The sequence below is a fragment of the Aeromonas sp. QDB56 genome (assembly GCF_027705505.1).
Classification (GTDB): Bacteria; Pseudomonadota; Gammaproteobacteria; order Enterobacterales; family Aeromonadaceae; genus Aeromonas; species Aeromonas caviae.
Window position 1 is genome coordinate 1 of the sequence record NZ_JAPDBZ010000044.1, and the last position, 22,840, is coordinate 22,840.

17 protein-coding genes and 3 pseudogenes are annotated in these 22,840 nt (G+C 63.1%); 14 read left to right on the forward strand and 6 right to left on the reverse strand.

What is annotated here, in order from left to right; translation table 11 throughout:
* Positions 1-292: 292 nt before the first annotated feature.
* The 5 genes from OKB81_RS09250 to OKB81_RS09270 all read left to right on the forward strand — a co-directional run bounded on the left by OKB81_RS09250 (position 293) and on the right by OKB81_RS09270 (position 6,755).
* A complete protein-coding gene (locus OKB81_RS09250; RefSeq protein WP_080944225.1) occupies positions 293-1,783 on the forward strand; it encodes a carbohydrate porin in 1,491 nt (496 codons plus the stop codon).
* A gap of 111 nt (positions 1,784-1,894) precedes the next feature.
* Positions 1,895-2,854 carry an aminoimidazole riboside kinase gene (locus OKB81_RS09255; RefSeq protein WP_109112198.1) on the forward strand — a complete coding sequence of 320 codons (960 nt, stop codon included), beginning with the start codon at positions 1,895-1,897 and terminating at the stop codon, positions 2,852-2,854.
* A gap of 83 nt (positions 2,855-2,937) precedes the next feature.
* Positions 2,938-4,302: a sucrose-specific PTS transporter subunit IIBC gene (locus OKB81_RS09260; protein WP_041214803.1), complete on the forward strand. Its 1,365-nt coding sequence runs from the start codon at positions 2,938-2,940 to the stop codon at positions 4,300-4,302.
* Positions 4,302-5,717: a glycoside hydrolase family 32 protein gene (locus OKB81_RS09265; RefSeq protein ID WP_270667938.1), complete on the forward strand. Its 1,416-nt coding sequence runs from the start codon at positions 4,302-4,304 to the stop codon at positions 5,715-5,717. The genes OKB81_RS09260 and OKB81_RS09265 overlap by 1 nt, the downstream gene beginning before the upstream one ends.
* 27 nt (positions 5,718-5,744) lie before the next feature.
* Entirely contained in the window at positions 5,745-6,755 is a 1,011-nt protein-coding gene (locus OKB81_RS09270; RefSeq protein WP_041213247.1) for a substrate-binding domain-containing protein, read from the forward strand.
* A gap of 78 nt (positions 6,756-6,833) precedes the next feature.
* Here OKB81_RS09270 and OKB81_RS09275 read toward each other — a convergent pair whose 3' ends face one another.
* The 3 genes from OKB81_RS09275 to OKB81_RS09285 form a co-directional block, all read right to left on the reverse strand.
* Entirely contained in the window at positions 6,834-7,562 is a 729-nt protein-coding gene (locus tag OKB81_RS09275; protein WP_052814657.1) for an MgtC/SapB family protein, read from the reverse strand.
* Between the two features lie 222 nt (positions 7,563-7,784).
* Positions 7,785-8,189: a hypothetical protein gene (locus OKB81_RS09280; RefSeq protein WP_043132503.1), complete on the reverse strand. Its 405-nt coding sequence runs from the start codon at positions 8,187-8,189 to the stop codon at positions 7,785-7,787.
* 365 nt (positions 8,190-8,554) lie between these two features.
* The gene (locus tag OKB81_RS09285) at positions 8,555-8,740 is read right to left on the reverse strand and encodes a YgaP family membrane protein (protein ID WP_043132505.1); all 186 of its coding nucleotides are present in this window, start codon (positions 8,738-8,740) and stop codon (positions 8,555-8,557) included.
* A gap of 93 nt (positions 8,741-8,833) precedes the next feature.
* Here OKB81_RS09285 and OKB81_RS09290 point away from each other — a divergent pair, with 93 nt between their 5' ends.
* Genes OKB81_RS09290 through OKB81_RS09310 form a run of 5 tightly spaced genes read left to right on the forward strand, consistent with a single transcriptional unit; the run spans position 8,834 to position 14,245 of the window.
* Positions 8,834-9,148 (forward strand): ArsR/SmtB family transcription factor, encoded by a 315-nt coding sequence (locus OKB81_RS09290; protein ID WP_270805217.1) that lies wholly within the window; start codon positions 8,834-8,836, stop codon positions 9,146-9,148.
* The gene (locus OKB81_RS09295; RefSeq protein ID WP_043132509.1) at positions 9,148-9,561 is read left to right on the forward strand and encodes a YeeE/YedE family protein; all 414 of its coding nucleotides are present in this window, start codon (positions 9,148-9,150) and stop codon (positions 9,559-9,561) included. The genes OKB81_RS09290 and OKB81_RS09295 overlap by 1 nt, the downstream gene beginning before the upstream one ends.
* Positions 9,562-9,574: 13 nt before the next feature.
* A complete protein-coding gene (locus OKB81_RS09300; RefSeq protein WP_043132510.1) occupies positions 9,575-10,021 on the forward strand; it encodes a YeeE/YedE family protein in 447 nt (148 codons plus the stop codon).
* A gap of 41 nt (positions 10,022-10,062) precedes the next feature.
* The gene (locus tag OKB81_RS09305) at positions 10,063-11,082 is read left to right on the forward strand and encodes an efflux RND transporter periplasmic adaptor subunit (protein WP_160837221.1); all 1,020 of its coding nucleotides are present in this window, start codon (positions 10,063-10,065) and stop codon (positions 11,080-11,082) included.
* Complete coding sequence (locus OKB81_RS09310) at positions 11,075-14,245, forward strand: efflux RND transporter permease subunit (RefSeq protein ID WP_160837207.1); 3,171 nt, start codon at positions 11,075-11,077, stop codon at positions 14,243-14,245. Before OKB81_RS09305 ends, OKB81_RS09310 begins: the two co-directional genes overlap by 8 nt.
* A gap of 33 nt (positions 14,246-14,278) precedes the next feature.
* Here OKB81_RS09310 and OKB81_RS09315 read toward each other — a convergent pair whose 3' ends face one another.
* Positions 14,279-16,723 (reverse strand): diguanylate cyclase domain-containing protein, encoded by a 2,445-nt coding sequence (locus tag OKB81_RS09315; RefSeq protein ID WP_442866120.1) that lies wholly within the window; start codon positions 16,721-16,723, stop codon positions 14,279-14,281.
* A gap of 410 nt (positions 16,724-17,133) precedes the next feature.
* Here OKB81_RS09315 and OKB81_RS09320 point away from each other — a divergent pair, with 410 nt between their 5' ends.
* Positions 17,134-18,147, forward strand: a complete 1,014-nt coding sequence (locus OKB81_RS09320; RefSeq protein WP_160837203.1) for a lipoate--protein ligase — start codon at positions 17,134-17,136, stop codon at positions 18,145-18,147.
* 176 nt (positions 18,148-18,323) lie between these two features.
* Positions 18,324-18,941, forward strand: a pseudogene (locus OKB81_RS09325) (aspartate aminotransferase family protein); the annotation flags it as partial.
* Positions 18,942-19,011: 70 nt separating this feature from the next.
* Here OKB81_RS09325 and tnpA read toward each other — a convergent pair.
* The gene (gene tnpA / locus OKB81_RS09330) at positions 19,012-19,428 is read right to left on the reverse strand and encodes an IS200/IS605 family transposase (RefSeq protein ID WP_160837201.1); all 417 of its coding nucleotides are present in this window, start codon (positions 19,426-19,428) and stop codon (positions 19,012-19,014) included.
* Between the two features lie 21 nt (positions 19,429-19,449).
* On the opposite strand from tnpA, the gene OKB81_RS09335 reads away from it, so the two are divergent.
* Both OKB81_RS09335 and OKB81_RS09340 read left to right on the forward strand, forming a co-directional pair.
* Positions 19,450-20,655, forward strand: coding sequence for an RNA-guided endonuclease InsQ/TnpB family protein (locus tag OKB81_RS09335; RefSeq protein WP_041205370.1), 1,206 nt, complete (start codon positions 19,450-19,452; stop codon positions 20,653-20,655).
* Positions 20,656-20,695: 40 nt separating this feature from the next.
* A pseudogene (locus tag OKB81_RS09340) lies at positions 20,696-21,775 on the forward strand (pyridoxal phosphate-dependent decarboxylase family protein); the annotation flags it as partial.
* 33 nt (positions 21,776-21,808) lie between these two features.
* Here the strand turns inward: OKB81_RS09340 and OKB81_RS09345 are convergent.
* Positions 21,809-22,772 (reverse strand): annotated as a pseudogene (locus OKB81_RS09345) (IS1595-like element ISAeme10 family transposase).
* Positions 22,773-22,840 lie beyond the last annotated feature (68 nt).

The following is a 22,840-nucleotide window of genomic DNA, read 5'->3' on the forward strand; positions in this document are numbered from 1 at the left end:
GATTTAGGGACTCAGAATACTTTTTTCTGAAAATCAAGGCGGCCTTCCCCGGAAAGCCGCGATGAACCTTTTTTTTGCCCGCCATCTGGCCTGGATCCTCCCTTATTGAGTGGATCCCGATGAGGGATCCTCCTCACAACTTCCACCAATTCCTCCTGTACAAATGTTATCCCGCTCACACTCCTGCTGAAACGGTTTAGCTGGCATATTGAGTCAGCTAAAGCGGTTTAGCTATCCTCAGCTCGTCAACAACAACAGAGCCCGGACGGGCGACAGAAGACAGGTGAGGACGATGACGATGTTCAAGAGCAAGTTGGCGCTGGCCGTGGCGCTGGGATTGGGAATGAGCAGCCCGCTGTGGGCGGCGGATGGTGGTATCGAAGCCAGGCTGGCGGCGCTGGAGGCGCGGGTGCAGGCAGCCGAGGCGCGCGCCACCGCTGCCGAAGCGCGGGCCGACGAGGCCCAGAGCAAGGCAAACGAAGCCCGCGAGACCGCCGTGGTTGCCAAGGCCCAGAGCGAGAAGGTGGACAAGCAGACCGCCGGGGCCCAGGGCTTCGAGTTCCACGGCTATGCCCGCTCGGGCCTGCTGGTGAACGGCAACGGCAATGGTGGCCGCGGCGGCCCCTACATCACCCCGGCCGGCTCGGTGGGCGGCGCCGTGGGTCGCCTTGGCAACGAGGATGACACCTACATGGAGGCCAACCTGCTGAAGACCCAGACCTTCGACGATGGCAGCTGGGCCCGCTACAAGCTGATGCTGGCGGACGGGGTGGAGACCAGCAACGACTGGACCGCCAGCGATTCCAGCCTCAATACCCGCCAGGTGTTTGCCGAAATCGGCGATCTGGCGAGCTTCAGCGGTCCTTTCCAGCACTCGGTGCTCTGGGCGGGCAAGCGCTTTGACCGGGACAACTTCGACATCCACTGGCTCGACTCGGACGTGGTCTTCCTGGCCGGTACCGGCGGCGGCGTCTACGACGTGCAGCTGGCCGACAGCTGGAAGGCGAACTTCTCCCTCTACGGGCGCGACTACGGCGACATCAGCGCGAGCGGTCTCTCCGACATCGAGAGCTACATCCTCACCATGAACAACCGCGTTGGCAACTGGCAGTGGATGCTGAACGGCCTCTCCGCCAAGGACAACGAGGCGCGCATCAACGACGGCGGCGCGGGCAGCGAAGCGGCGAACAAGGGGGCCCACACCCTGGTGGCCTACCACGCCGACAGCTTCTTTGGCATCAACCCCGGTTTCTCCAAGGCGGCGGTGCTGTATGGCCACGGTCTGGGTGCCGAGCTCAAGGGGCTGGGCTCCGACAGCGAGCTGCTGCCGGATGCCGATGCGGTGCGGGTCGCCGTGTTTGGCGCCACCGATCTTGCGCCCCGCTGGCGTGTGGCCCCGGCCCTGCTGGCCGAGCACAGCCAGGATCGTTACGTGAAGGGGGACGAGTACCGCTGGGTGACCCTCAATGGCCGCCTGGCCCAGGTGCTGAGCCAGAACGTCGAGCTGGTCTACGAGGCGACCTGGCAGTACATGGACCTCGATCCCAAGGGCTACAAGGGTCGCCAGGCGGTGAGCGGCGATTTCACCAAGCTCACCTTCGCGCCGACCTTCAAGGCGCAGACCGCCGGCTTCTTCGAGCGGCCCGAGCTTCGGGTGTTCGCCACCTGGATGGACTGGTCCTCCGAGCTCGACAACTATGCCAGCTCCGATGCCATGGGCCAGAGCAACTTCACCGCCGGGGGCGAGTGGAACTTTGGCGTGCAGATGGAAACCTGGTTCTAGTTCGTTATTCCGATCACAAAAATGGCAGGCGGCCCCGGGATCTGTTGGTTAGCTAAAACGGTTTAGCTGATAATGCGGACCCAGAACCCGGGGCTGACCCCGGCAAATCCTGTGCAGCAGTGGAGTAGCAACAAGGTGACGAATCGTGTGTGGGTAATGGGGGATGCGGTAGTGGACTTGATCCCGGAAGGGGAGCAGTACTACCTCAAGTGTCCGGGTGGCGCACCGGCCAACGTGGCGGTGGGCGTTGCCCGGCTCGGCGGGGAATCGGCCTTCATTGGCCGGGTCGGCGCGGATCCCTTCGGCCGCTTCATGGGGGAGACCCTGGCCAGGGAGGGGGTCGACATTCGCCACCTGATCCAGGATCCGGCCCATCGCACCAGCACGGTGCTGGTGGATCTCGATGAGGCGGGGGAGCGCAGCTTCACCTTCATGGTGCGCCCGAGCGCCGATCAGTTCCTGAGCCCCGCCGATCTGCCGGTCTTCCAGGCCGGGCAGTGGCTGCTGACCTGCTCCATTGCGCTCGCCAACGAGCCGGTGCGCAGCAGTTGTCTGCAAGCCATGGCGACCATCCGTGCCGTCGGGGGGCGGGTCTGCTTCGACCCCAACCTGAGGCCAGAGGTGTGGGGCAACCCTGCCGAGATGCTGCCCGTGGTGCGCGAGGCCATGGCCCTCGCAGACGTGGTCAAGCTCTCGGTGGAGGAGCTGCAACTGCTGAGCGGTCTGGACGATCTGGCGGCGGGGCTTGCCACTCTTTCAGGCCCGGCCCTGGTGCTGGTGACCCGGGGGGCGGCCGGTGTGGTGGCCCGTCTGGGTGGCGAGTTGCTGGAGTGGGTGGGGCCCAAAGTGACGCCACTCGATACCACTGGGGCGGGGGACGCCTTCGTTGCCGGGCTGCTGGCGGCCTTGGCCGAACGGACCTCGCTGCCGACGCTGGCCGAGCTGCCCGCCATTCTGGCTCAGGCCCACGGCTGCGGGGCGCTCGCCACCACCGCCAAGGGGGCGATGACGGCACTGCCCACCCGCACCCGGCTGGATGAATTTTTGCGATCAGGCGCAGACGGCTGTTGATCTGCGGCTAGAAGCCCGGCTCGACAGCCCCTACTCTCATGTGACAAGGGCCCGCCAGCGTGGCGGGTCATAAGAGGAAGAATATGAATATCAGTGCGATAGCCCAGGATCTGGTGCCCCTGCTCGGGGGCAAGGAGAACATCGTCAGCGCCGCCCACTGCGCCACCCGGCTGCGGCTGGTGCTGGCGGACGACAGCAAGGTGAACAAGGCCGCCATCGACAAGCTGGAGGGGGTCAAGGGGTGCTTCAGCAACGCCGGCCAGATCCAGGTCATTTTCGGCACCGGCCTGGTCAACAAGGTCTATGCGGAGTTCGTCACCCTGACCGGGACCGGCACCGCCAGCAAGGCGGAGCTGACCGACATGGCGACGGCCAAGCTCAACGTGGCCCAACGTCTGGCGCGGACCCTCTCCAACATCTTCGTGCCCATCATTCCGGCCATCGTCGCCTCCGGTCTGCTGATGGGGCTGCTCGGCATGGTGCGCACCTACGGCTGGGTCAACGCCGACAGCGCCCTGTTCGTCATGCTCGACATGTTCAGCTCGGCAGCCTTCATCATCCTGCCGATCCTCATCGGCTTTACGGCGGCGCGCGAATTCGGCGGCAATCCGTACCTCGGGGCGACCCTTGGCGGCATCCTCACTCACCCGGCCCTGACCAACGCCTGGGGCGTGGCCGGGGGCTTCAAGACCATGGACTTCTTCGGCCTGGATGTCGCCATGATCGGCTACCAGGGCACTGTCTTCCCGGTGCTCCTGGCGGTCTGGTTCATGTCCCACCTGGAGAAGCAGCTGCGCAAGCGCATCCCTGACGCCCTGGATCTCATCCTCACCCCGTTTTTGACCGTTATCATCACCGGCTTCGTGGCGCTGCTTTTCATCGGCCCCGCCGGGCGGGTGCTGGGGGATGGCATCTCGTTCGGTCTGAGCGCCCTCTATGAGCAGGCAGGCTGGCTGGCGGGTCTGGTGTTTGGCGGCACCTATTCCCTTATCGTCATCACCGGCATCCACCACAGCTTCCACGCCATCGAGGCGGGGCTGCTGGCCAACCCTGCCATCGGCGTCAACTTCCTGCTGCCCATCTGGGCCATGGCCAACGTGGCCCAGGGCGGGGCTTGCCTCGCGGTCTACTTCAAGACCCGGGACGTGAAGATCAAGGCCATCACGGTGCCGGCGGCCATGTCCTGCCTGCTCGGCATCACCGAGGCGGCGATCTTCGGGGTCAACCTGCGCTACATCAAGCCCTTCCTGGCCGGCCTGTTCGGCGGGGCCTGCGGCGGCGCCTACGTGGTGGCGGCCAAGGTCGGCATGACGGCGGTGGGCCTGACCGGCATCCCGGGCATGGCCATCGTCCAGCCCATGAGCCTCATCCACTACGTCATCGGTCTGGTGATCGCCTTTGGCGCCGCTTTCGCCGCCTCCTACCTGCTCAAGTACAAGGTGGAGTGATGAAGGAAAGCCATCTCCTGAACCAGGTTGTCCGGTCCCTGCTGGCCGGACAGCTCAAGGCGGCGGCCGATCCCCATCGGCCCCGCTGGCATCTGGCAGCCCCGGTGGGGCTGCTCAACGATCCCAACGGCTTTATCGAGCACGACGGGCGCTACCATCTTTTCTACCAGTGGAACCCGCTCGGTTGCGAGCACCGCAACAAGGGCTGGGGGCATGTCACCTCCACCGATCTGCTGCACTGGCAGCACGAGCCGGTGGCGCTGCTGCCCACCGAGGCCTATGAGAGCCACGGCTGCTATTCGGGCTCGGCGGTGAGCGACGAGCAGGGGCGTCTGACCCTCATCTATACCGGCAACGTCAAATACCCGGACGGCAGCCGCACCGCCTACCAGTGTCTGGCCCGTGCCGACGGTGAGGGGGGCTTTGCCAAGCTGGGACCCGTGCTGGACCTGCCCGCAGGCTACAGCGGCCATGTGCGCGACCCCAAGGTGTGGCACGACGGTCGGCAGTGGCTGATGGTGCTGGGGGCCCGCACCCTGGACGATCGGGGTGAGGTGCTGCTCTATCGCGGTGACACCCTGGATGCCTGGACACTGGTGGGCCCCATCGCCGGCAGCGGGCGCGGCGGTCTCGGGGAGTTTGGCTACATGTGGGAGTGTCCGGACCTGTTCCCCCTGGGAGATCGCCATGTGCTGATCAGCTGCCCGCAGGGGATTGCCCCGCAGGGAGAGGATTATCGCAACCTCTACCAGTGCGGCTGGCTGGCGGGTGACTTCGACGGCGAGCGCTTCGAGCACGGGGCTTTCCACGAGTTGGACAGGGGATTCGAGTTCTATGCCCCCCAGACTACCCAGGACAGTCAGGGGCGGCGCCTGCTGTTCGGCTGGCTGGGCTTGCCGGAGGAGAACGAGATGAGCCAGCCCACTCTCGAGCACGGCTGGATCCACCAGATGAGCTGCCCGCGGGAGCTGTTCTGGCAGGATGAGTGGCTCTGCCAGCGGCCGGTGGCTGAGCTGGGCGCCCTGAAAGGGGAGCAGACCCGCTTCGAGGGGGCGCCGGACGAGCTGCCTGCCCTGGCCATCGACTCGGCCTGGCTCGATCTGGCGCTGACCGGCGAGGGGAGCCTTCGCCTCGGCACTGTGGCCGAGCTGGTGTGGCAGCCGGGGCGCATCATCCTGCGGCGCCAGAACTGGCAGAGCGGGGAGTGGGAGGAGCGAAGCGCCCCCTGGCTTGGGGGCAAGATCACCGTCTTGTGTGACCGCTCCAGCCTGGAGTGCTTCGTCGATGGCGGGCGCCAGAGCTTGTCGACCCGTTACTTCCCCGGCGAAAACCCAGTACTTTCCGCACGTTGCGGTGGTGATGACAGCAAAATTTGCCTCGATCACTGGCCGCTGGCGACCTGCCTAGTACAATAGCCCGGTGTCAGTGTGCCGGGAGGTCAGGTGGAGAAGAAGAAACGGATCACGATTGCCCAGATAGCCACGCTTGCGGGGGTCTCCAAGGCCACCGCCAGCCTGGTGCTCAACGGCAAGAGTGCGGAATACCGCATCGCCGACGATACCCGCAAGCGGATCCAGGCGGTGGCGGACGAGTGCCACTATCAGCCGAGCATCCATGCCCGCTCCCTGCGGGAGGTGCGCAGCTACACCTGGGGGCTGGTGATCCCTGACCTCACCAACTTCGGCTTCGCCAGCATCGCCCGGGCCCTTGAGGCCCGCTGTCGGGAGGCGGGGATCCAGCTGCTCATCGCCTGCTCCGAGGATGACCCCACCCTGGAGCAGCGGGTGGTGGACAACCTCATCAGCCGTCAGGTGGATGGCCTCATCGTCGCCTCCAGCGGCCACAGTGACGACATCTATGCCCGCATCCACGACCGCTTGCCGGTGGTGCAGCTCGACCGCCACATCGGTGAGTCGCGCCTGCCCATGGTGATCTCGGACGCCTGCAAGGCTACCGCCGAGCTGGTGCAGGATATGGCCGAGGATTGCGGGGAGGAGATCTATTACTTCGGCGGTCTGCTGGATCTCTCCCCCAGCCGCCACCGGCTGGCGGGTTACGAGCTCGGATTGCACCGGGCCGGGCTGGAGGCCACTTCAGACCGGGTCCGCCACCGTGACTACCAGCCGAGCTCGGGCTATCAGCTGATGTCTGAGCTGGTGGACGAACTCGGGGCGCCGCCGAAGGGGCTTTTTACCGCCTCTTTCACCCTGCTGGAGGGGGTGCTGCGCTACCTCAACGAGGCGGAACTGATGGAGACCGGCATGCGCCTGTGTACGTTCGACGATCACGATCTGCTCGACTGCATCCCCATGCGCATCGATTCCGTGGCCCAGGATTGCCCGGCCCTGGCCCGTGCCGCCTTCGAGATGATGCAGCAACTCATCGCGGGCAATCCCCCAGCCCAGACCGCCCAGGTCATCAACCCCAGGGTGCGCTGGCGCAGCCGCCGTTAGGCACACGGCTTCCCTTTCCTGTGAAAAAGCCCCGCCGGATCCGGCGGGGCTTTTTGTGCTGCGTCTGGTATGAGGGCGTCAATCGGTAATGCTGGCCCGCCAGAAGATCTGCTTGATGTGAGGGTGCTCCCCGAGCGTGTTCATCAGGGCATCGAGCTTGGTGCCATCGATGGCGGTGGCGAGCAGCGCCGCCGAGATCTCGAGATCCTGATCGCCGAAGGGGGTGATGTCGAGCTCGCTCAGGGGGTAGTGGGCCTGCTCCAGCATCTGCTCGAGCCAGGGCAGTACCTCCTTCTGGTGAGCGCGGCCGATGAGAGCGGTCACGTGATAGGTCACTTCGGTGTCCATGTTGTTCACCGGGTCACGGTTTATCTGGTTGACCAGGGGACGCAGCAGGGTGTTGGCGGCCAGCACGAAGAGGGCGCCGAGGATGGCCTCCAGGGCGAACCCGGCGCCGCAGGCGGCCCCGACCGCGGCCACGCCCCACAGGGTGGCCGCTGTGTTGATGCCCCGGATGTTGCCGGATTCCCGCATGATGACGCCAGCGCCGAGAAAACCGATGCCGGAGACGATGTAGGCCACCACGTGGACGACCCCGTAACTGCCACCATGCAGGTCATAGATGCGCTGGGCCAGGTTGACGAACAGGGCCGCCCCCACGGCGACCAGCACGTTGGTGCGAAGGCCGGCGGTGCGCTGGCGGTACTGGCGCTCCAGTCCGACCAGGCTGCCCAGCACGAAGGCGAGCAACAGGCTGGCCAGGGTGTCGAGCAGGGCGAGAAAATCGAGTTGTTGCCACATTCTCATGAGGTACTCCTTCTGATCAGTGATGGCCTCGCGCAATCCATGATGGCACGCCAGGTGAGATGGCGGATGAATCGCAAGGATGTGCGTGCGACAGGCCTGCATGAAAAATGCACGCTGGGACGCGGTTCTGGCTCCGGGCACGCAAGGGGGGAAGGGAGCCTGCCTGGCCAGCCCCCGATAGTGCCGATGACCCGGATTACTGCGTGGGCAAGGTGAGCGCCGTCAGGTGCGCTCGGGATCGCCGCCGCGGCGCGGACGCAGTTCCCAGCGTACCGGATGGTCTGCCCCGACCTGATGGACAAATTGCACCAGATAGCGGCGCTGGGGCGGGGTGCACTGGAGGTTGAGCACCAGCTCACGTCCGCCGCTGCGACCCGGTTTCATCGATTGCATGGGGTGCAGCCCGGCCGGTTGCAGGGTGTGGCTCACCATCTCCAGCACCTGCTCCAGATCGGCGCGATCCTCGCAGCGGATCTGCAGCCGGTAGTGGTGCTGGCGCGGTTTGCCGCCCAGCCAGCGCGGCAGCATGCCAAGGCCGAGCTTGCTCAGCAGGGGATGAGCCCGGGTAGCAACGGAACCTGTTGCGACCGCGCGATCCGCAGCCGGTTTGATTGAGATAAAACGCATAGCAGCCTCCTTGTGGGAAGCAGAAACTATGCAGGCAAGGCGCCCGTGGCGGTTGGCCAGGGTCACCCGACGTCAAGTGTAAAAAGAGAAGAGGGGAGTGGATTTCCGCTTCTCGCAGGGTTGCGAGTTGCGGCAGAGGGACTCTGCGGCTAGCTCGCGACCGAGGTGCCGACGATGAGGGTCGGCGTGCATCTGTCACTTGATGAGTTGCCCACCGATGGTCTCCGCTAGTGATAAAGAGGCGACATGGTAGCCGATGTGGCAACAGGGGTAAACCTTGGGGCTCTGACAGCAACATATTGAAACAAAATGGGTTTTTACCACGAGGGAGCCATAGCTCCCTCGTTTTCATCGTCCGGTTTGGGCTATTTCATGCCCATGCGCTTCAGGATCATGGCGGCGGGGCAGAAGCCGGTGAACGCACTCTGTATCAGGTTGACCCCGACAAAGACGCTCAGCCAGACGAAGCCCGGGTGGACCCAGGCAGTGAGCAGCAGCGACAGCAGCAAGATGCAGCCTGCGACCACTCTGACTCCGTTATCGACTGTCATGTGTCTCTCCTCTTTTTTTGGTTATTTAGTGGTTGCTAATTTAGTGTTGATTTATACAATAGACTAAATATCAGCAATTGCTAATTTATGCTTATGAGCCCATTCGACGAGATGCACAGACACGCGACGGCGGCCGCCTCCCTGCTCAAGGCGTTGGCCCATCCTGAGCGCCTGATGGTGCTCTGCCAGCTGGTGGAGGGGGAGAAGGAGGTCGGGGAGCTGTTGGCCCACAGCCAGCTCGGGCAATCGGCCTTCTCCCAGCAACTGTCGGTATTGAAGCGCCATGGCCTTATCCGTTCGCGCAAGGTCTCACAGCAGATCTACTACTCGCTGGTGAGCGAGGCGGCCGCCGATGTGCTGGCGGCGCTGCAAACCCATTTTTGTCACTCAGAAAATAAGGAATCTTGATGATGGAAAGCCAATGGCTGCTCTCTTTGGGCGGCGGCATGCTGGCGGGGCTGTCGGCCCTGATCCTGATGTTGTTCAACGGCCGGGTCGCCGGGATCAGCGGCATTCTGGCCGGTGCGCTGCAACACCGGGCGCCCTGGCGGGTACTGTTTCTGCTGGGGCTCGGGGCGGGCGCCTGGCTGGCGTTGACCCTGGGCTGGGCCAGCATGCCTGCATTCACCACGCTGCCCGGCTGGCCCGTTGTGCTGCTGGCCGGTCTGCTGGTCGGTATCGGTACCCGTCTTGGCAATGGCTGCACCAGCGGTCACGGTATTTGCGGCATTGGGCGGCTCTCCCTGCGCTCCATTGTCGCCACCCTGATCTTTATGGCGGCAGGCTTCATCACCGTCTTCGTCACTCATCATCTGCTGTAAGGAGCTGATCGCCATGAAGTTGCTGACAAGTTTGTTTGCGGGCCTGCTGTTCGGGCTGGGGATGGCCATCTCCGGCATGGTGGATCCCGCCCGGGTCACCGGTTTTCTCGATCTGGCCGGGGCCTGGGATCCCAGCCTCGCCTTCGTGATGGGAGGCGCCCTGCTGGTCTTTATGCCGGGTTATTTTCTGCTGGTGAAACCCCGCCGCCAGAGTCTGCTGGGAGAGCCCATCGTCGCCGTCCCCACCCCCAGGCTGGATCGCCGCCTGATCGGCGGGGCCGCGCTGTTTGGCATCGGCTGGGGGCTGGTGGGCATCTGCCCGGGGCCAGCCTTGAGTCTCATTTCCAGCGGGCAGCCCATGATAATGTTGTTTATAGCGGCCATGGTGGCCGGGATCTTGCTGGTCGACCGGGTGCTGGTTCACGCATGGAACAAGGCTCGCCAGCCCCGTACCGCCTGATCCCGTGAAGTGACTGATGATGCCAGGGAAGGAGAATCATGATGAACACAATCCGGTTGCTGGTGACCACCCTGCTGGTCATGACATCCACCCTGGTGGCGGCCGAGGAGGCCAAGGGGTTGCTGACGCTGACCCCGCAGCGCGTCATCGACTGGCTCACCCTGAGCGGTACCGTGAGCGCCATTCATCAGGGGACGGTCGCGGCCCAGACCAGTGGCCGCGTCTCCCGCATGCTGGTGGATGTGAACGACGAGGTACAGGCCGGGCAGCCCCTGCTCGAGATAAGCGGCAAGGAGCAATCTGCCGCCCTGACCGGCGCCGAGGCGCGGGTGGCCAGGGCCCAGGCCCAGCAGGTGGAGGCCGAGCGCCAGCTCACCCGTTATCAGGCCCTCATCGCCAAGGGGGTGATCACCCGGGCCCAGCTCGACAACGCCCAGGCAACGGATCGGGCCGCCCGCGCCGAGGTCAATGCCGCCGAGGCCGCCCTCATCCAGGCCCGGGAAGCCTACGGCTATACCCGCATCCTCGCCCCCTACGCTGGGGTGGTGACCAAGCGGCTGGTAGAGCTGGGGGAGACAGTCGCCCCGGGTACCCCGCTGCTCTCCGGCTTCTCCCTCGATACCTTGCGGGTGGAGGTGGAGTTGCCACAATCCGCCCTGACGCTTGCTCGTGAGCCTGCGGATGTGCAGGTGCTGCTGCCCGATGGCAAGACTCTAACCCCCGCCAAACTGACCCGCTTCAACTATGCCGACAGCCAGACCCACGCCTTCCGGTTGCGCCTCGACTTGCCGCCGCACACCGCCGGGGTATTGCCCGGCATGTGGCTCAAGGTGCAGCTCAAGCGGGGTGAGCGTCTGGTGTTGCAGGTGCCGGACCGCGCCCTGCTGCGGCAAGGGGAGTTCAACGGCGTCTATCTGCAGCAGCCCGCTGGCTGGGTCCTGACGCCGGTGCGGGTCGGCGATTGCGTCGAGGGACAGTGCGAGATCCTGGCCGGTCTGCAAGCCGGCGACAAGCTGGCCCCCGATGCCTGGGCGCAGCAGCAGGAGGTGGCCCATGAGTAGCGAGCTGAGCGGCAACAGGGAGAGGCTGGGGCCTGCCGGTCGGCTGGCGGCGCTGTTTCAGGGCTCGGCCATCACCCCGCTGCTGGCGCTGGTGGGGTTGCTACTCGGCCTGTTTGCGGTGCTGGTGACCCCCAAGGAGGAGGAGCCGCAGATCGATGTCACCTTCGCCGATGTCTATATCCCCTTCCCGGGGGCCACCCCGGCTGAAGTGGCCTCTCTCGTCACCACCCCTGCCGAGCAGGTGGTCTCCCAGATAAAGGGGATCGATACCCTCTACTCCTTCTCCCAACCCGATGGGGCCCTGCTGGTGGTGGTGTTCAAGGTGGGGGTGAGCCGCGAGCAGGCCATCGTCGATCTCAACAACCAGCTCGACTCCCACCGCGACTGGTTGCCACAGGGGATCGGGGTCGGTCAGCCACTGGTAAAACCCCGGGGGATCGACGATGTCCCCATCGTCAGTTTGACCTTATGGAGCAAAGATGGGAGCAAGCAGCTGGGTGCCCCCGAGCTGACTCGGGTCGCCCATGAGCTGGAGACCGAACTCAAGCGGATTCCCGGCACCCGCGATATCTACACGCTGGGCAGCCAGAGCGCCGTGCTGCGGGTGATGCCGGATCCGGCGGCCCTCAGCGCCCACGGCATCAGCTGGGGCGAGCTGAGTCAGCGACTGGCGGCCGCCAATCAGGTGGGCACAACACAGGCCATCGAGCAAGACAACAGTGAGATCAAGGTGCAGGTGGGGCAGTTCCTGCAAAGCGAGCAGGAGGCTAGAGAACTGGTGGTGGGGCTGCACGACGGCAAGCCGGTCTATCTGGGGGAGGTTGCCAAGGTCTCCCTAGGTCAGGAGACCCCGACCAAGCGCAGCTGGATGGGGCTGGGGGATCGCAGCTATCCGGCAGTGACCCTGGCTATCGGCAAGCAGCCGGGCCAGAACGCGGTCGAGGTGGCCAAGAGGGTAGAGGCGCGGGTCGAGAGTTTGCAGAATCGGCTGATCCCTGCCGGGGTCGAGGTGACGGTGACCCGTGACTACGGCGTCACCGCCGAGACCAAATCCAACACCCTGATCGGCAAGCTGATCTTTGCCACCACGGCGGTGGTGTTGCTGGTGCTGGTGAGCATGGGCTGGCGCGAGGCACTGGTGGTGGGCGTTGCCATCGTCATCACCCTGGCGCTGACCCTGTTTGCCAGCTGGGCCTGGGGCTTTACCCTCAACCGGGTGTCGCTGTTTGCGCTGATCTTCTCCATCGGCATTCTGGTGGATGACGCCATCGTGGTGGTGGAGAACATCCACCGCCATCGCGGTCTGGGCAAGGGGGCGCTCAAGGATCTTATTCCGGGGGCGGTGGACGAGGTGGGGGGGCCGACCATACTGGCGACCCTGACCGTCATCGCGGCACTGCTGCCGATGGCCTTTGTCAGCGGCCTGATGGGCCCCTACATGAGCCCCATCCCCATCAATGCCAGCATGGGGATGCTTATCTCCCTGCTGGTGGCCTTTATCTTCTCACCCTGGCTGGCGAGCCATTTGCTCAAGGGGGAGGTACACGGTGTCCACGGCGAGGCCAAGGTCGGTCTTTTTCACCGGCTGATGACCCCTTTTCTGATCGGTGATGGGGCCAAGAGAGCGAGGCACAAGCTCTGGCTGGTTATCCTGCTGCTGGTCGGGGCAGCCGCCGCCATGCCAGTGGTGCAGTGGGTGGTGCTCAAGATGCTCCCCTTTGACAACAAATCGGAGTTCCAGCTGGTGCTCGATATGCCGGAGGGGGCGACCCTGGAGCAGACTGAGCGCACCCTGCTGGCGGTCGGGCGGGAGCTTGCCAAGGTGGAGGAAGTGAAGGACTACCAGATCTACGCCGGCAGTGCGGCCCCCATCAACTTCAACGGGCTGGTGCGCCACTACTTTATCCGCAGCGGCGCCAACGTGGGGGATATTCAGGTCAATCTGGTGGACAAGCATGAGCGGGATCGCAGCAGTCACCAGATTGCCCAGTCGGTACGGGCACCGCTGCAGGCCATCGCCAGCACGGTGGGGGGCAACCTGAAAGTCGTGGAAGTGCCACCCGGCCCGCCGGTCTGGTCACCCATAGTCGCCGAGGTCTATGGCCCGACTCAGGCCGCCCGTGAAGCCGCGGCGCGCGCGGTACAGGCCCGTTTCGTGGCAACGACCGATCTGGTGGACGTGGATATCTATCTGACCGACCCGCAACCCAAGTGGCGGCTGGTGGTGGATCGCAGCAAGGCCGCCCTGCTCGGAGTCGATCTCGGGGACCTGGTGAGCACCCTCAATGGCGGGGTGGGCTATCAGGATGCCAGCTGGCTGCAGGGGCACGGCGCCAAGTATCCGGTGCCGATCCGCATCGAGCTCGCTCCCGGCGACAAGCGGGATCTGGCGGGCGTACTGGCCCTCAAGGTGCGCAGCCAGAGCGGCCAGCTGGTGCGGGTCTCCGAGCTGGTGAGTCGCCGCGATGAGGTGGCTCCCAGCTATATCATGCACAAGAACATGCAGCCCATGGTGATGGTGGTGGCCGACATGGGCGGCCATGCCGACAGCCCGCTCTACGGCATGTTTGCCGCCGGTGCCGACATCTCGCTGCCCCAGTATTACGTGCAGCAGCCCGACAAACTGGGAGAGGTGGCGCTGTTGTGGGACGGGGAGTGGAAGATTACCTACGAGACCTTCCGCGACATGGGGCTAGCCTACGGGGTGGGGATGATCCTCATCTACCTGCTGGTGGTTGCCCAGTTCCGATCCTATCTGGTGCCGCTCATCATCATGGCCCCCATTCCACTCACCCTCATCGGGGTGATGCCGGGTCACGCCCTGCTGGGGGCCCAGTTCACCGCCACCTCGATGATCGGGATGATCGCCCTGGCCGGGATCATCGTACGCAACAGCATCCTGCTGGTGGACTTTATCGAACAGCAGCGGGCGAATGGCGTGGCGTTCGAGCAGGCGGTGATTGCGGCGGCCCAGGTGCGGGCCAAACCCATCATGCTGACGGCGCTGGCGGCGATGATCGGGGCCCTGTTCATCCTCGATGATCCCATCTTCAACGGTCTGGCCATCAGCCTGATTTTCGGGATCCTGGTTTCCACCCTGCTCACCCTGGTGGTGATCCCGCTGCTCTACTACAGCCTGCTTGTGCGCCGAAGTCAGAGGTAAACACAGGGGGCCAATGCCCCCTGTTTTCTGGCATCACACCGCCTCGCGGGCATCGCAGGTTTTCATCAGGGGGAAATAACGGCGATCCGCCTGGCTCATGTGACCCACGACCAGCTCCTGGATGATGAAGTTGAGCAGGGCGTCGTTGCCAAGGGTGCCCGCCTGTGCGGCCGCCATCAGCTGACCGGCTTTTTTCAGCAGATGCTGGTGCTCCTGGCGATGGGCCGCCAGCTCCTCATAGCCATATTGCGCGAGGACCTGCTCTTCGAGGAGGAAGTGCTGGCGCGCCATCTCGAATATCTGCGCCATGTCTGCCAGCAAGGCATCGGGATGGATGCCGGGATCCTGCATGTGCTCGAGCAAGCGGTTGGCCAGCAGGTAGAGCTGGCGGTGGTCCGCATCGATGCGGGGGTGGCCGCATGCGTGGGCGGGCTGCCATTGCAGGGTGCCGGGGAGGGGATCCTGCCCGGTGGAAAACAGGCAGACCCTGCCCCGGCCATGGTGCTTGGCTTGATACATGGCCTGATCGGCGTGGTGCATCAGGGTCTTGGGGTCGGTGCCGTGATCCGGATAGAGGGCGACCCCTATGCTGCCGGAGATGCGCAGCGCCTGCTGCTCAAGCTGGAAGGGGTGATGCAGGCAGTGGTGCAGCTTGTCGGCGACCGCGAGGGCCGAGGCATCCGTATCGGGCAGCATGATCACGAATTCGTCCCCCCCAAGGCGTGCCACCAGGTCTTCTTCTCTGACGCACTCCCCCATGCGCTCGGCCACCAACTTGAGCAGCAGGTCGCCGGTTTCGTGGCCGAAGGTGTCATTGATGGGTTTGAAGTGGTCGAGATCGATGAAGACCAGGGCCAGGGGCTGCTGGGGAGCCTGCTCCAGGGTCTCCTTGAGCCGCTGTTGCAGCAGGCGGCGGTTGGCCAGGCCGGTGAGGGGGTCATAGAAGGCGAGGCGGCGCATCATCTCCTCCCGGGCCGAACGTTCGGTGACATCCCGGGTCACCCCCAAAATGGCGTCCGGTCTTGTGCTGGTGCTGCCGTGCAAGGTGGTGACCGTCTCGATGGTCACCAGATGACCCTGCTTGTGGCGCAGCTGGGAGTGGATGACGCACCGGGTCTGCCCATGATCCCCCCGTTGCCAGGCCTCGAGGGAGGCGGTGATGCCGTCGCGAAGCTGTTTCCAGGACTCATCGGGGAGCAGCTGGCGCAGGGAGAGGGCAAAGAGTTCTGCGGGCTCATAGCCGCTCAGGGACGCGATGGCGGGGCTGATGTAACGAAAACGCAGGCTGTCGGTGTCCATGGTCCAGATCACGTCGCCGCTGTTCTCCGCCACGAAGCGGTAGTGCTGCTCGCGCTGGGCCAGTTCCCGGGTGAGCCGCTGTCGGTCACTGGCCTCTTCCCGCAGACGCAGATAGAGGTGCAGGAAGACGCCGAGCAGGGCCAGCAGGGAGAAAGAGATCAGCATGGCGATGGCCACGCTCCTGTCGAGCAGTTGGCGCTGCTGACGAAGGCTCGCCTGGGTACTGTTGTAGAGAAAGGGGGTGAGGTTGGGCACCGCCTTGATCATCCCGGCCTCCTGGTAGGTGCGGGCGATCTGCTGCCAGCGATCCTGCTGCATGTAACCGGGCTCGATGATGTCGGGCTGCATCAGGGCCCGGGTTTCACGGGCCTCGAAGGCGAGCGCCTCGCGCCCGGCCCCGCTGGGGTAGTGCTCCAGGATCAGGTTGATCATCTCCTCGGGATGATCCATGGCATAGCGCCACCCCTTGAGGCTGGCCTGCAAGAAGCGCTGGACCCGCTCCTGCTGGTTGATGACCTCACTCTCCGAGGTGAAGAGGTTGTCTCCGTAAAAGTCGTAACCGATGTCGCGGGGGCTGAACACCCGGAAGGGAATGCCCTGTTGCTGCAGGGTGAAGGGCTCGGTTGTGCTGTAGGCGCTGATGACGTCCGCCTGGCCCCTCAGCAGTGCCTGGACCCCCCGTTCGTAGGGCAGGGTCTCCCACTGCCGGCTGCGGGTGTAGCGATGCAGGTAGGTGAGCAGCTCGTTGGAGCCGGGTTCGAGCATCAGCCGCTTGTTGGCCAGATCGCCCGGGGTCTGGATATCCGGCCGCTCCAGGGTGATGAGCATCAGGGGGGAGTGCTGCAACATGGCGGCGAGCACCACCATAGGGCGGCCTGCTGCCCGGGCCAGCAGCAGATCGCTGCCGCGGATGCCGAACTGGGCGCGACCCGTGGTGACTTCATTGATGACGTCGGTGCCCGGCCCCGCCTCCCGCAGGGTGACCTGCAGGCCGGCCTCCCGGTAGAACCCCTTGGCGATGGCGGCGTAGTAACCGGCAAACTGGAACTGGTGCTGCCAGGGAAGTTGCAGGATGACGCGCTCATCCGCCCTGAGGTGAGCCGTGGTCAGGGTGGCAATCATCACCCAGAAGGGCAGAAGCCAGCGTACAGGCTGGCGAGATGCATCGGACTCCGTCATACCGCTGTTCTCTCGGGAGGTGCTCTTCTGGCTAGAGTCAAACAATTTCCTGTTATTCGCAAGGGGAGCAAGCCCCAATAAGATGGGGCGCGGGAGGCATTAAAAGTCATTTTTGTGTCATTCATCACGTCAATGGGCGTCACGGCTCATTTTGAAACCTTGTCAACCCGTCACCGGCCGGTGACAAGGGCATTAGGTGTCATTCCAGGAGGGATGGCTGCCGCCTCTCTTCTCGCCTGTTAATGACAAACTGCGTGTTTTCTGCAATTCCCTCTTATCTTCTCCTGTCGTATCAGAAGTTGATGCTCTTGTCCGTGTCGGGTGTCGACCTGTGGCGGTCGGGGGACGCCTTCCTTCGTTCAGGGTGGTATGGTAGTCATCCGTTTCCTGTTTTCCGAGAAGGTCCTGTCATGTCTTCCTTGCGCCTGCTGCTCTCCGACTCCCACGATCCCCTGTTCAACCTCGCGGTGGAGGAGTGCATCTTTCGCCAGATGGACCCGGCCCAGCGGGTGCTGTTCCTGTGGCGCAACGACAATACGGTGGTGATAGGCCGGGCCCAGAACCCTTGGAAGGAGTGCAACACCCGCCGCATGGAAGAGGACGGGGTGACCCTGGCCCGGCGCAGCAGCGGGGGCGGCGCCGTGTTCCACGACCTTGGCAACAGCTGTTTCACCTTCATGGCGGGCAAGCCCGGCTATGACAAGAGCGTCTCCACCGCCATCGTCATTGATGCCCTCGCCAGACTCGGCGTGAGTGCTTTTGCCTCCGGGCGCAACGACCTGCTGGTGGCGACCCCGGACGGGGATCGCAAGGTGTCGGGTTCGGCCTACCGGGAGACCCATGATCGCGGCTTTCACCACGGTACCCTGCTGCTGGACGCCGATCTCGGCCGCCTCGCCCACTACCTCAATCCCGACCCCAAGAAGCTGGCGGCCAAGGGTATCAGCTCGGTGAGAAGCCGGGTGGCGAACCTTGGCGAGCTGTTGCTTGGCCTGGGTCATGAGCAGGTGGTGCAGGCCCTGTGCGACGCCTTCTTTGCCCATTACGGTGAGGTGGTGCCGCCCGAGCACATCTCCCCCGAGCGGATGCCCGACCTGCCCGGCTTTGCCGAGACCTTTGCCCGCCAACGCAGCTGGGAGTGGAACTTCGGCCATGCTCCCGCCTTCAGCCACCTGCTGGAGGAGCGCTTCCCCTGGGGCGGGGTCGAGCTTCATTTCGACGTGGAGAAGGGGGTGATAGGACGGGCACAGATTTTCAGCGACACCCTGGACCCTGCGCCCCTGGATGACCTGGCCGCACGCCTGCCCGGGGTGGCCTATCGTCCCGAGGCCATCGACGAGTTGCTGCGTCAGTGGCGGGCGACGTTTTCGGCCAACCCCGAGCTGGAAGGGTTTTCGGCATGGCTGCTGACCGCCCTGCGCTGACCTTGCCCATGACCAGGATCACAAGATGAACAGGGGAAAAGAGGGAAGAGGGGGCGCGGCGCCCCTCAGGGCGCCAACATGACAAAAAGTAGGGCAGACCATTAGTTATTGTCTCTGTTGATAGAGGTGTCACTGGAGTATAAAAACCGCACCTCAGCAGTATCAATGGTATAAAAATGAATCACTTGGTCTATCTGAAAGATGAGGGCGTCAACGCCGTCTCCCCCGAATTCGCTCGCCGTTTTGCCACCGTCAAAGCCCACTTCTTCTCGCGCAACCCCGATCTCTGGCCGGTCTTTCGCGAGCCCGGTTTTGCCACCCTCAACGAGTTTCGCGCCCGTGGACTGGCCCCGGCTGCGCGCCTCAACGCCTGGCCCGATGGCCGCGCCCGTCTGGCGGATCTCTGCGAGACCATGCCGGTGCCAGCCACCATGCGCACCCCGGGCGAGCCCATGGCCGAGCTGCTGTTTGCCGGCGCCTTGTCAAAGGACTGGGAGAACCCCTCCAGCGTCGAGAACGTCATCACCATGTCGGCGGATCCCGCCATCTACGGCGCCCAGATGGGGATCCTCGCCAACCCCAACCTGGTCTACTCCGAGTATGCCGGGGTGGCCGAGGAGCTGGAGAAGAAGGTGGTGCGCCAGATAGCGCTGCTGGCGGGTTACGACCCGGCCCGCGCCACCGGCATCTTCACCCAGGGGGGGACGTTTTGTAACCTCTATGGCTACCTGCTCGGCATCCGCAAGAGCCTGCCACAGGCCAAGCACAAGGGGCTAGGCCACTATCAGGATTACCCAAAAGCACCGTAAAGCCCCGTCATTCATGGCGGGAATATAAGGTGTGAATGGCGTAGCCGTTCCATGGTTAATGAGGTGTTTGCTGTTGCTCGATGTACTGCCGGATGATCTCTATCGGAGCGCCGCCACAACTCGATGCAAAGTAAGATGGCGACCACAACATGCCCTTGTAGTAGAACTTGGCGGCGATGTCTGGCCGCTCTTTTCGCAGCACCCGACTGGATGCCCCTTTTAGGCTGTTCACCAGCGCCGATACTGCCACTTTTGGCGGGTAATTCACCAGCAGGTGAACATGATCAACCTCTCCATCCATCTCTTGTAGCTCTGCTTCAAAGTCAGCGCAGATCTTGGAGAACAGCTCTCTAAGGCGGTCGATGGCGGCGTTGTCGAATACTCTTCTGCGATATTTCGTCACAAAGACCAAATGAACATGCATAGAGAAAACGCAGTATCTGCCAGTTCTAATGTCATTGATTTTGCTCATAGACCAAAGTATATTATAGCCATGCAACGACTTCAAGCCTTCAAATATGAACTTCGGCCAGACGGCCAGCAACAGCTGCGAATGCGCCGCTTCGCTGGTTCATGCCGTTTCGTGTTCAACAAGGCGCTGGCGTTGCAGCAGGAGCGCTTTGAACAGGGCGAGAAAAAGCTTGGCTATGCGGAGCTGTGTAAACAGCTCACCCAATGGAAGTCGGAAGACTCAACCGCTTGGCTTGCCGAAACGCCATCCCAACCCTTGCAGCAAACGCTAAAAGATCTGGAGCGAGCCTACACTAACTTCTTCGCCAAACGCGCCGATTTCCCTCGCTTCAAAAAGAAGGGTTTATCCGACAGCTTCCGCTATCCGCAAGGTTTCAAGCTCGATCAGGCCAATAGCCGTCTGTTCCTGCCTAAGTTGGGTTGGCTACGCTACCGCAACAGTCGGGATGCGCTCGGGGTGATCAAGAACATTACCGTGAGCCAATCAAGCGGTAAGTGGTATGCCGCTATCCAGACCGAGCGAGAGGTTGATGTGCCCGTTCATCAAGGCACAGCTGTTGGCCTCGATATGGGGATTAAACGCTTTGTCACCCTGTCAGATGGCAGCCACAAAGACCCACTCAATAGTTTCAAGGCTCACGAAAAAGCCTTGCGCAAAGCGCAGCAGGCGATGAGCCGCAAAGTCAGATTCAGCCGCAATTGGAAGAAAGCGAAAGCCCGTATTCAGCGCATCCAGACTCATATCGGCAGTGCCCGCCGCGACTACTTGCATAAGATCTCGACCGCCATCAGCAAAAACCACGCGCTGGTCTGTGTTGAAGATTTGCAGGTGCGAAATATGTCCAAGTCAGCGGCGGGCACAACTGACACGCCTGGGCGCAACGTGCGAGCCAAGTCGGGCCTGAATAAGGCTATTTTAGATCAAGGCTGGGGCGAGTTTCGGCGTCAGCTCGACTACAAGCTGGCTTGGAATGGCGGGCATTTGATCGCGGTGCCGCCGAAGAACACCAGCCGAACGTGCCCATGTTGCGGGCATATCTCGGCTGATAATCGTCAAACACAAGCTACGTTCGAATGTGTGGAGTGTGGTTTTAAAGAAAACGCCGATCTGGTCGGCGCGATCAATGTGTTAAGGGCGGGACACGCCCAGTTAGCCTGTGAAGTGAGTGGTGCAATAAGGCCGCCAGCAGCAGGAACCCACCGAAGCGAATTAGGCGTAATCGCCTAACCGCAGTAGGAATCCCCGTCCTTTAGGGCGGGGAGGATGTCAACGCATCATCAACTCCCAGGGCGGCCACTACTCCAACATCACCAACCTCTCCCTGCTCGGGGTGGACATCGAGAACAAGACCATCCGCATCCAGGTGGGCGAGAACAACGACATCGATCTCGACCACCTCGAGCGTACCCTGACCGCCTGCTTCGCCCTTCATCACGTGGTGCCCACCATCATGCTCACCATGGGCACCACCGACACCTTCGGGGTGGATAGGGTCAAACCCGTGGTCGAGCTGCGGGATCGCCTCTGCGAGCGGTTCGAGGTGGCGGTCAGGCCCCACATCCACGTCGACGCCGCCATCGGCTGGTCGATGATCTTCTTCCTGGACTACGACTTTGCCGCCAACCCGCTCGCCATCAACGCCGCCACCCTGGCGGGGATCGAGCGCAACGTGAGCCGCTTCGCCGAGCTCAGATACGCCGACTCCTTCACCGTGGACTTCCAGAAGTGGGGCTATGTGCCCTACACCTCCAGCTTGGTGATGATAAAAGAGCAGGACGATCTCAAGGCGATGGAGAACGATCCGGAGCACTTCTCCTACTTCGAGCGGGACATCCAGGGTCAGACCCACCTGCAATCCACCATCGAGTGCTCCCGCGGGGCGAGCGACCTGTTCGGTGCCTATGCGGCCCTCAACTACCTGGGGGTGGAGGGGTATCGCACCGTGCTTGCCCACTGCCTGCAAAACGCCAACTACTTCCGCTTCCGGTTAAGCCAGCTCGGCAACGTCAAGCTGGTGGCCCAGGAGAACCAGGGGCCCAGTGTCGGCTTCAAGATCTACAACTCAGAGTGGGTACAGGACCCCGAGGCCGAGTTCGCCTTCGAGCTGGCCCGCTCCAGCGATCCCGCCTACAAGGCGCGCCTGCAGCGCAACACCGACTACCACCGCAGCCTGTTCAAGGGACGTGGCAAGGTAGGGCTCTACACCAACTGGGTGGAGGCGGTGGCACACTCGGAATACGACGAGCGAGGCAAGTATTCCTACATCGCCGGCGAGAAGGCGGTCTTCATGAACCCCGCCTGCGGCCGCGAACAGATCGACGCCTTTATCGCGCATATTCGTGGCTGAAATAGCCACATGTTGTGATGTCATAAATAAAGGCTATGTCCCAATTACGTGTTGCATGGGGCGCCCCAGCGCCTCCTGCAAGCAATGTGGGATAGTCACTTCCCGTCCATAGCGCTCCAGCATCCTTCGCCAACCCAGATAATTCCTCAGATAGTGGGTCGCTACCCACCCATGGAACCGCTCCATCCACTCTTTCAACCGCCTGTGGTACCCGTTCACATGCTGGATGTGGTAGGCGCCAACCACGCGCTCGCCTTGACGATTACGCACGACCTGATGGGTCACTCCCTGCGCTTTGCTGAAACTGGCATACACCCCGGCGCCATCGCTACACAACACCGCATCTGGCGAGACAAGGGGTGCCAAAACCGCTATCACCGTCTCGGCATTCATTTTCTCCAACTGAAAATCCGCATGGTGGCCAGCCCGGTCCTGAACCACCATCACCGGGATGTAATCCGACCCTGTGCCTCGGGTACGGCCTTTGCCCCCACGATGGCGGGCCGGGCGGGGCAAACCACGTTGCCCTTTAAACGACTCCAGGAAGAAGGTCTCATCGACCTCGACGATACCCTCTTCCCGTACCGCCTGGTGGCTCGCCATGGCTTTCAGGGAGCGGTGACGCCACAAAAAGGCGGTGTTTTTACAGACTCCGCAGCGGACGGCAGCCTGTCGGACGGTCAGCCCGTCGATGAGGGCCTGGGCATAGTCTTCCCAGCACTGTGCCTTGCGAAGTCGGGCCAGCGGCGTCTTGGTGAGAACGGAACTGGTGCGCAGACACTGCTTGCAGCGATAGCGACGCAGTCCTCGACTCCAGCCCCAGGGAGCCAACTGCGCGGCCTCGGCCTGGCAGTGAGGGCAACATTGGCAAGGGGGGAGTTGGGTGGCTAACGAGGTGATGGGGTGAGGGGCGGCGAGTTCATGTTGCGCGAGACGACGCTGGCGCAAGGTGAGCAGTGGGAAGAGAGAGTAGATGTTGAAAGGCTTGGGTATCCATGATGGAGGCCCTCAGGGTGATGACCTACTTCAAGGTTAGCCTTTCAACACATAACTGGGACAGCGCCT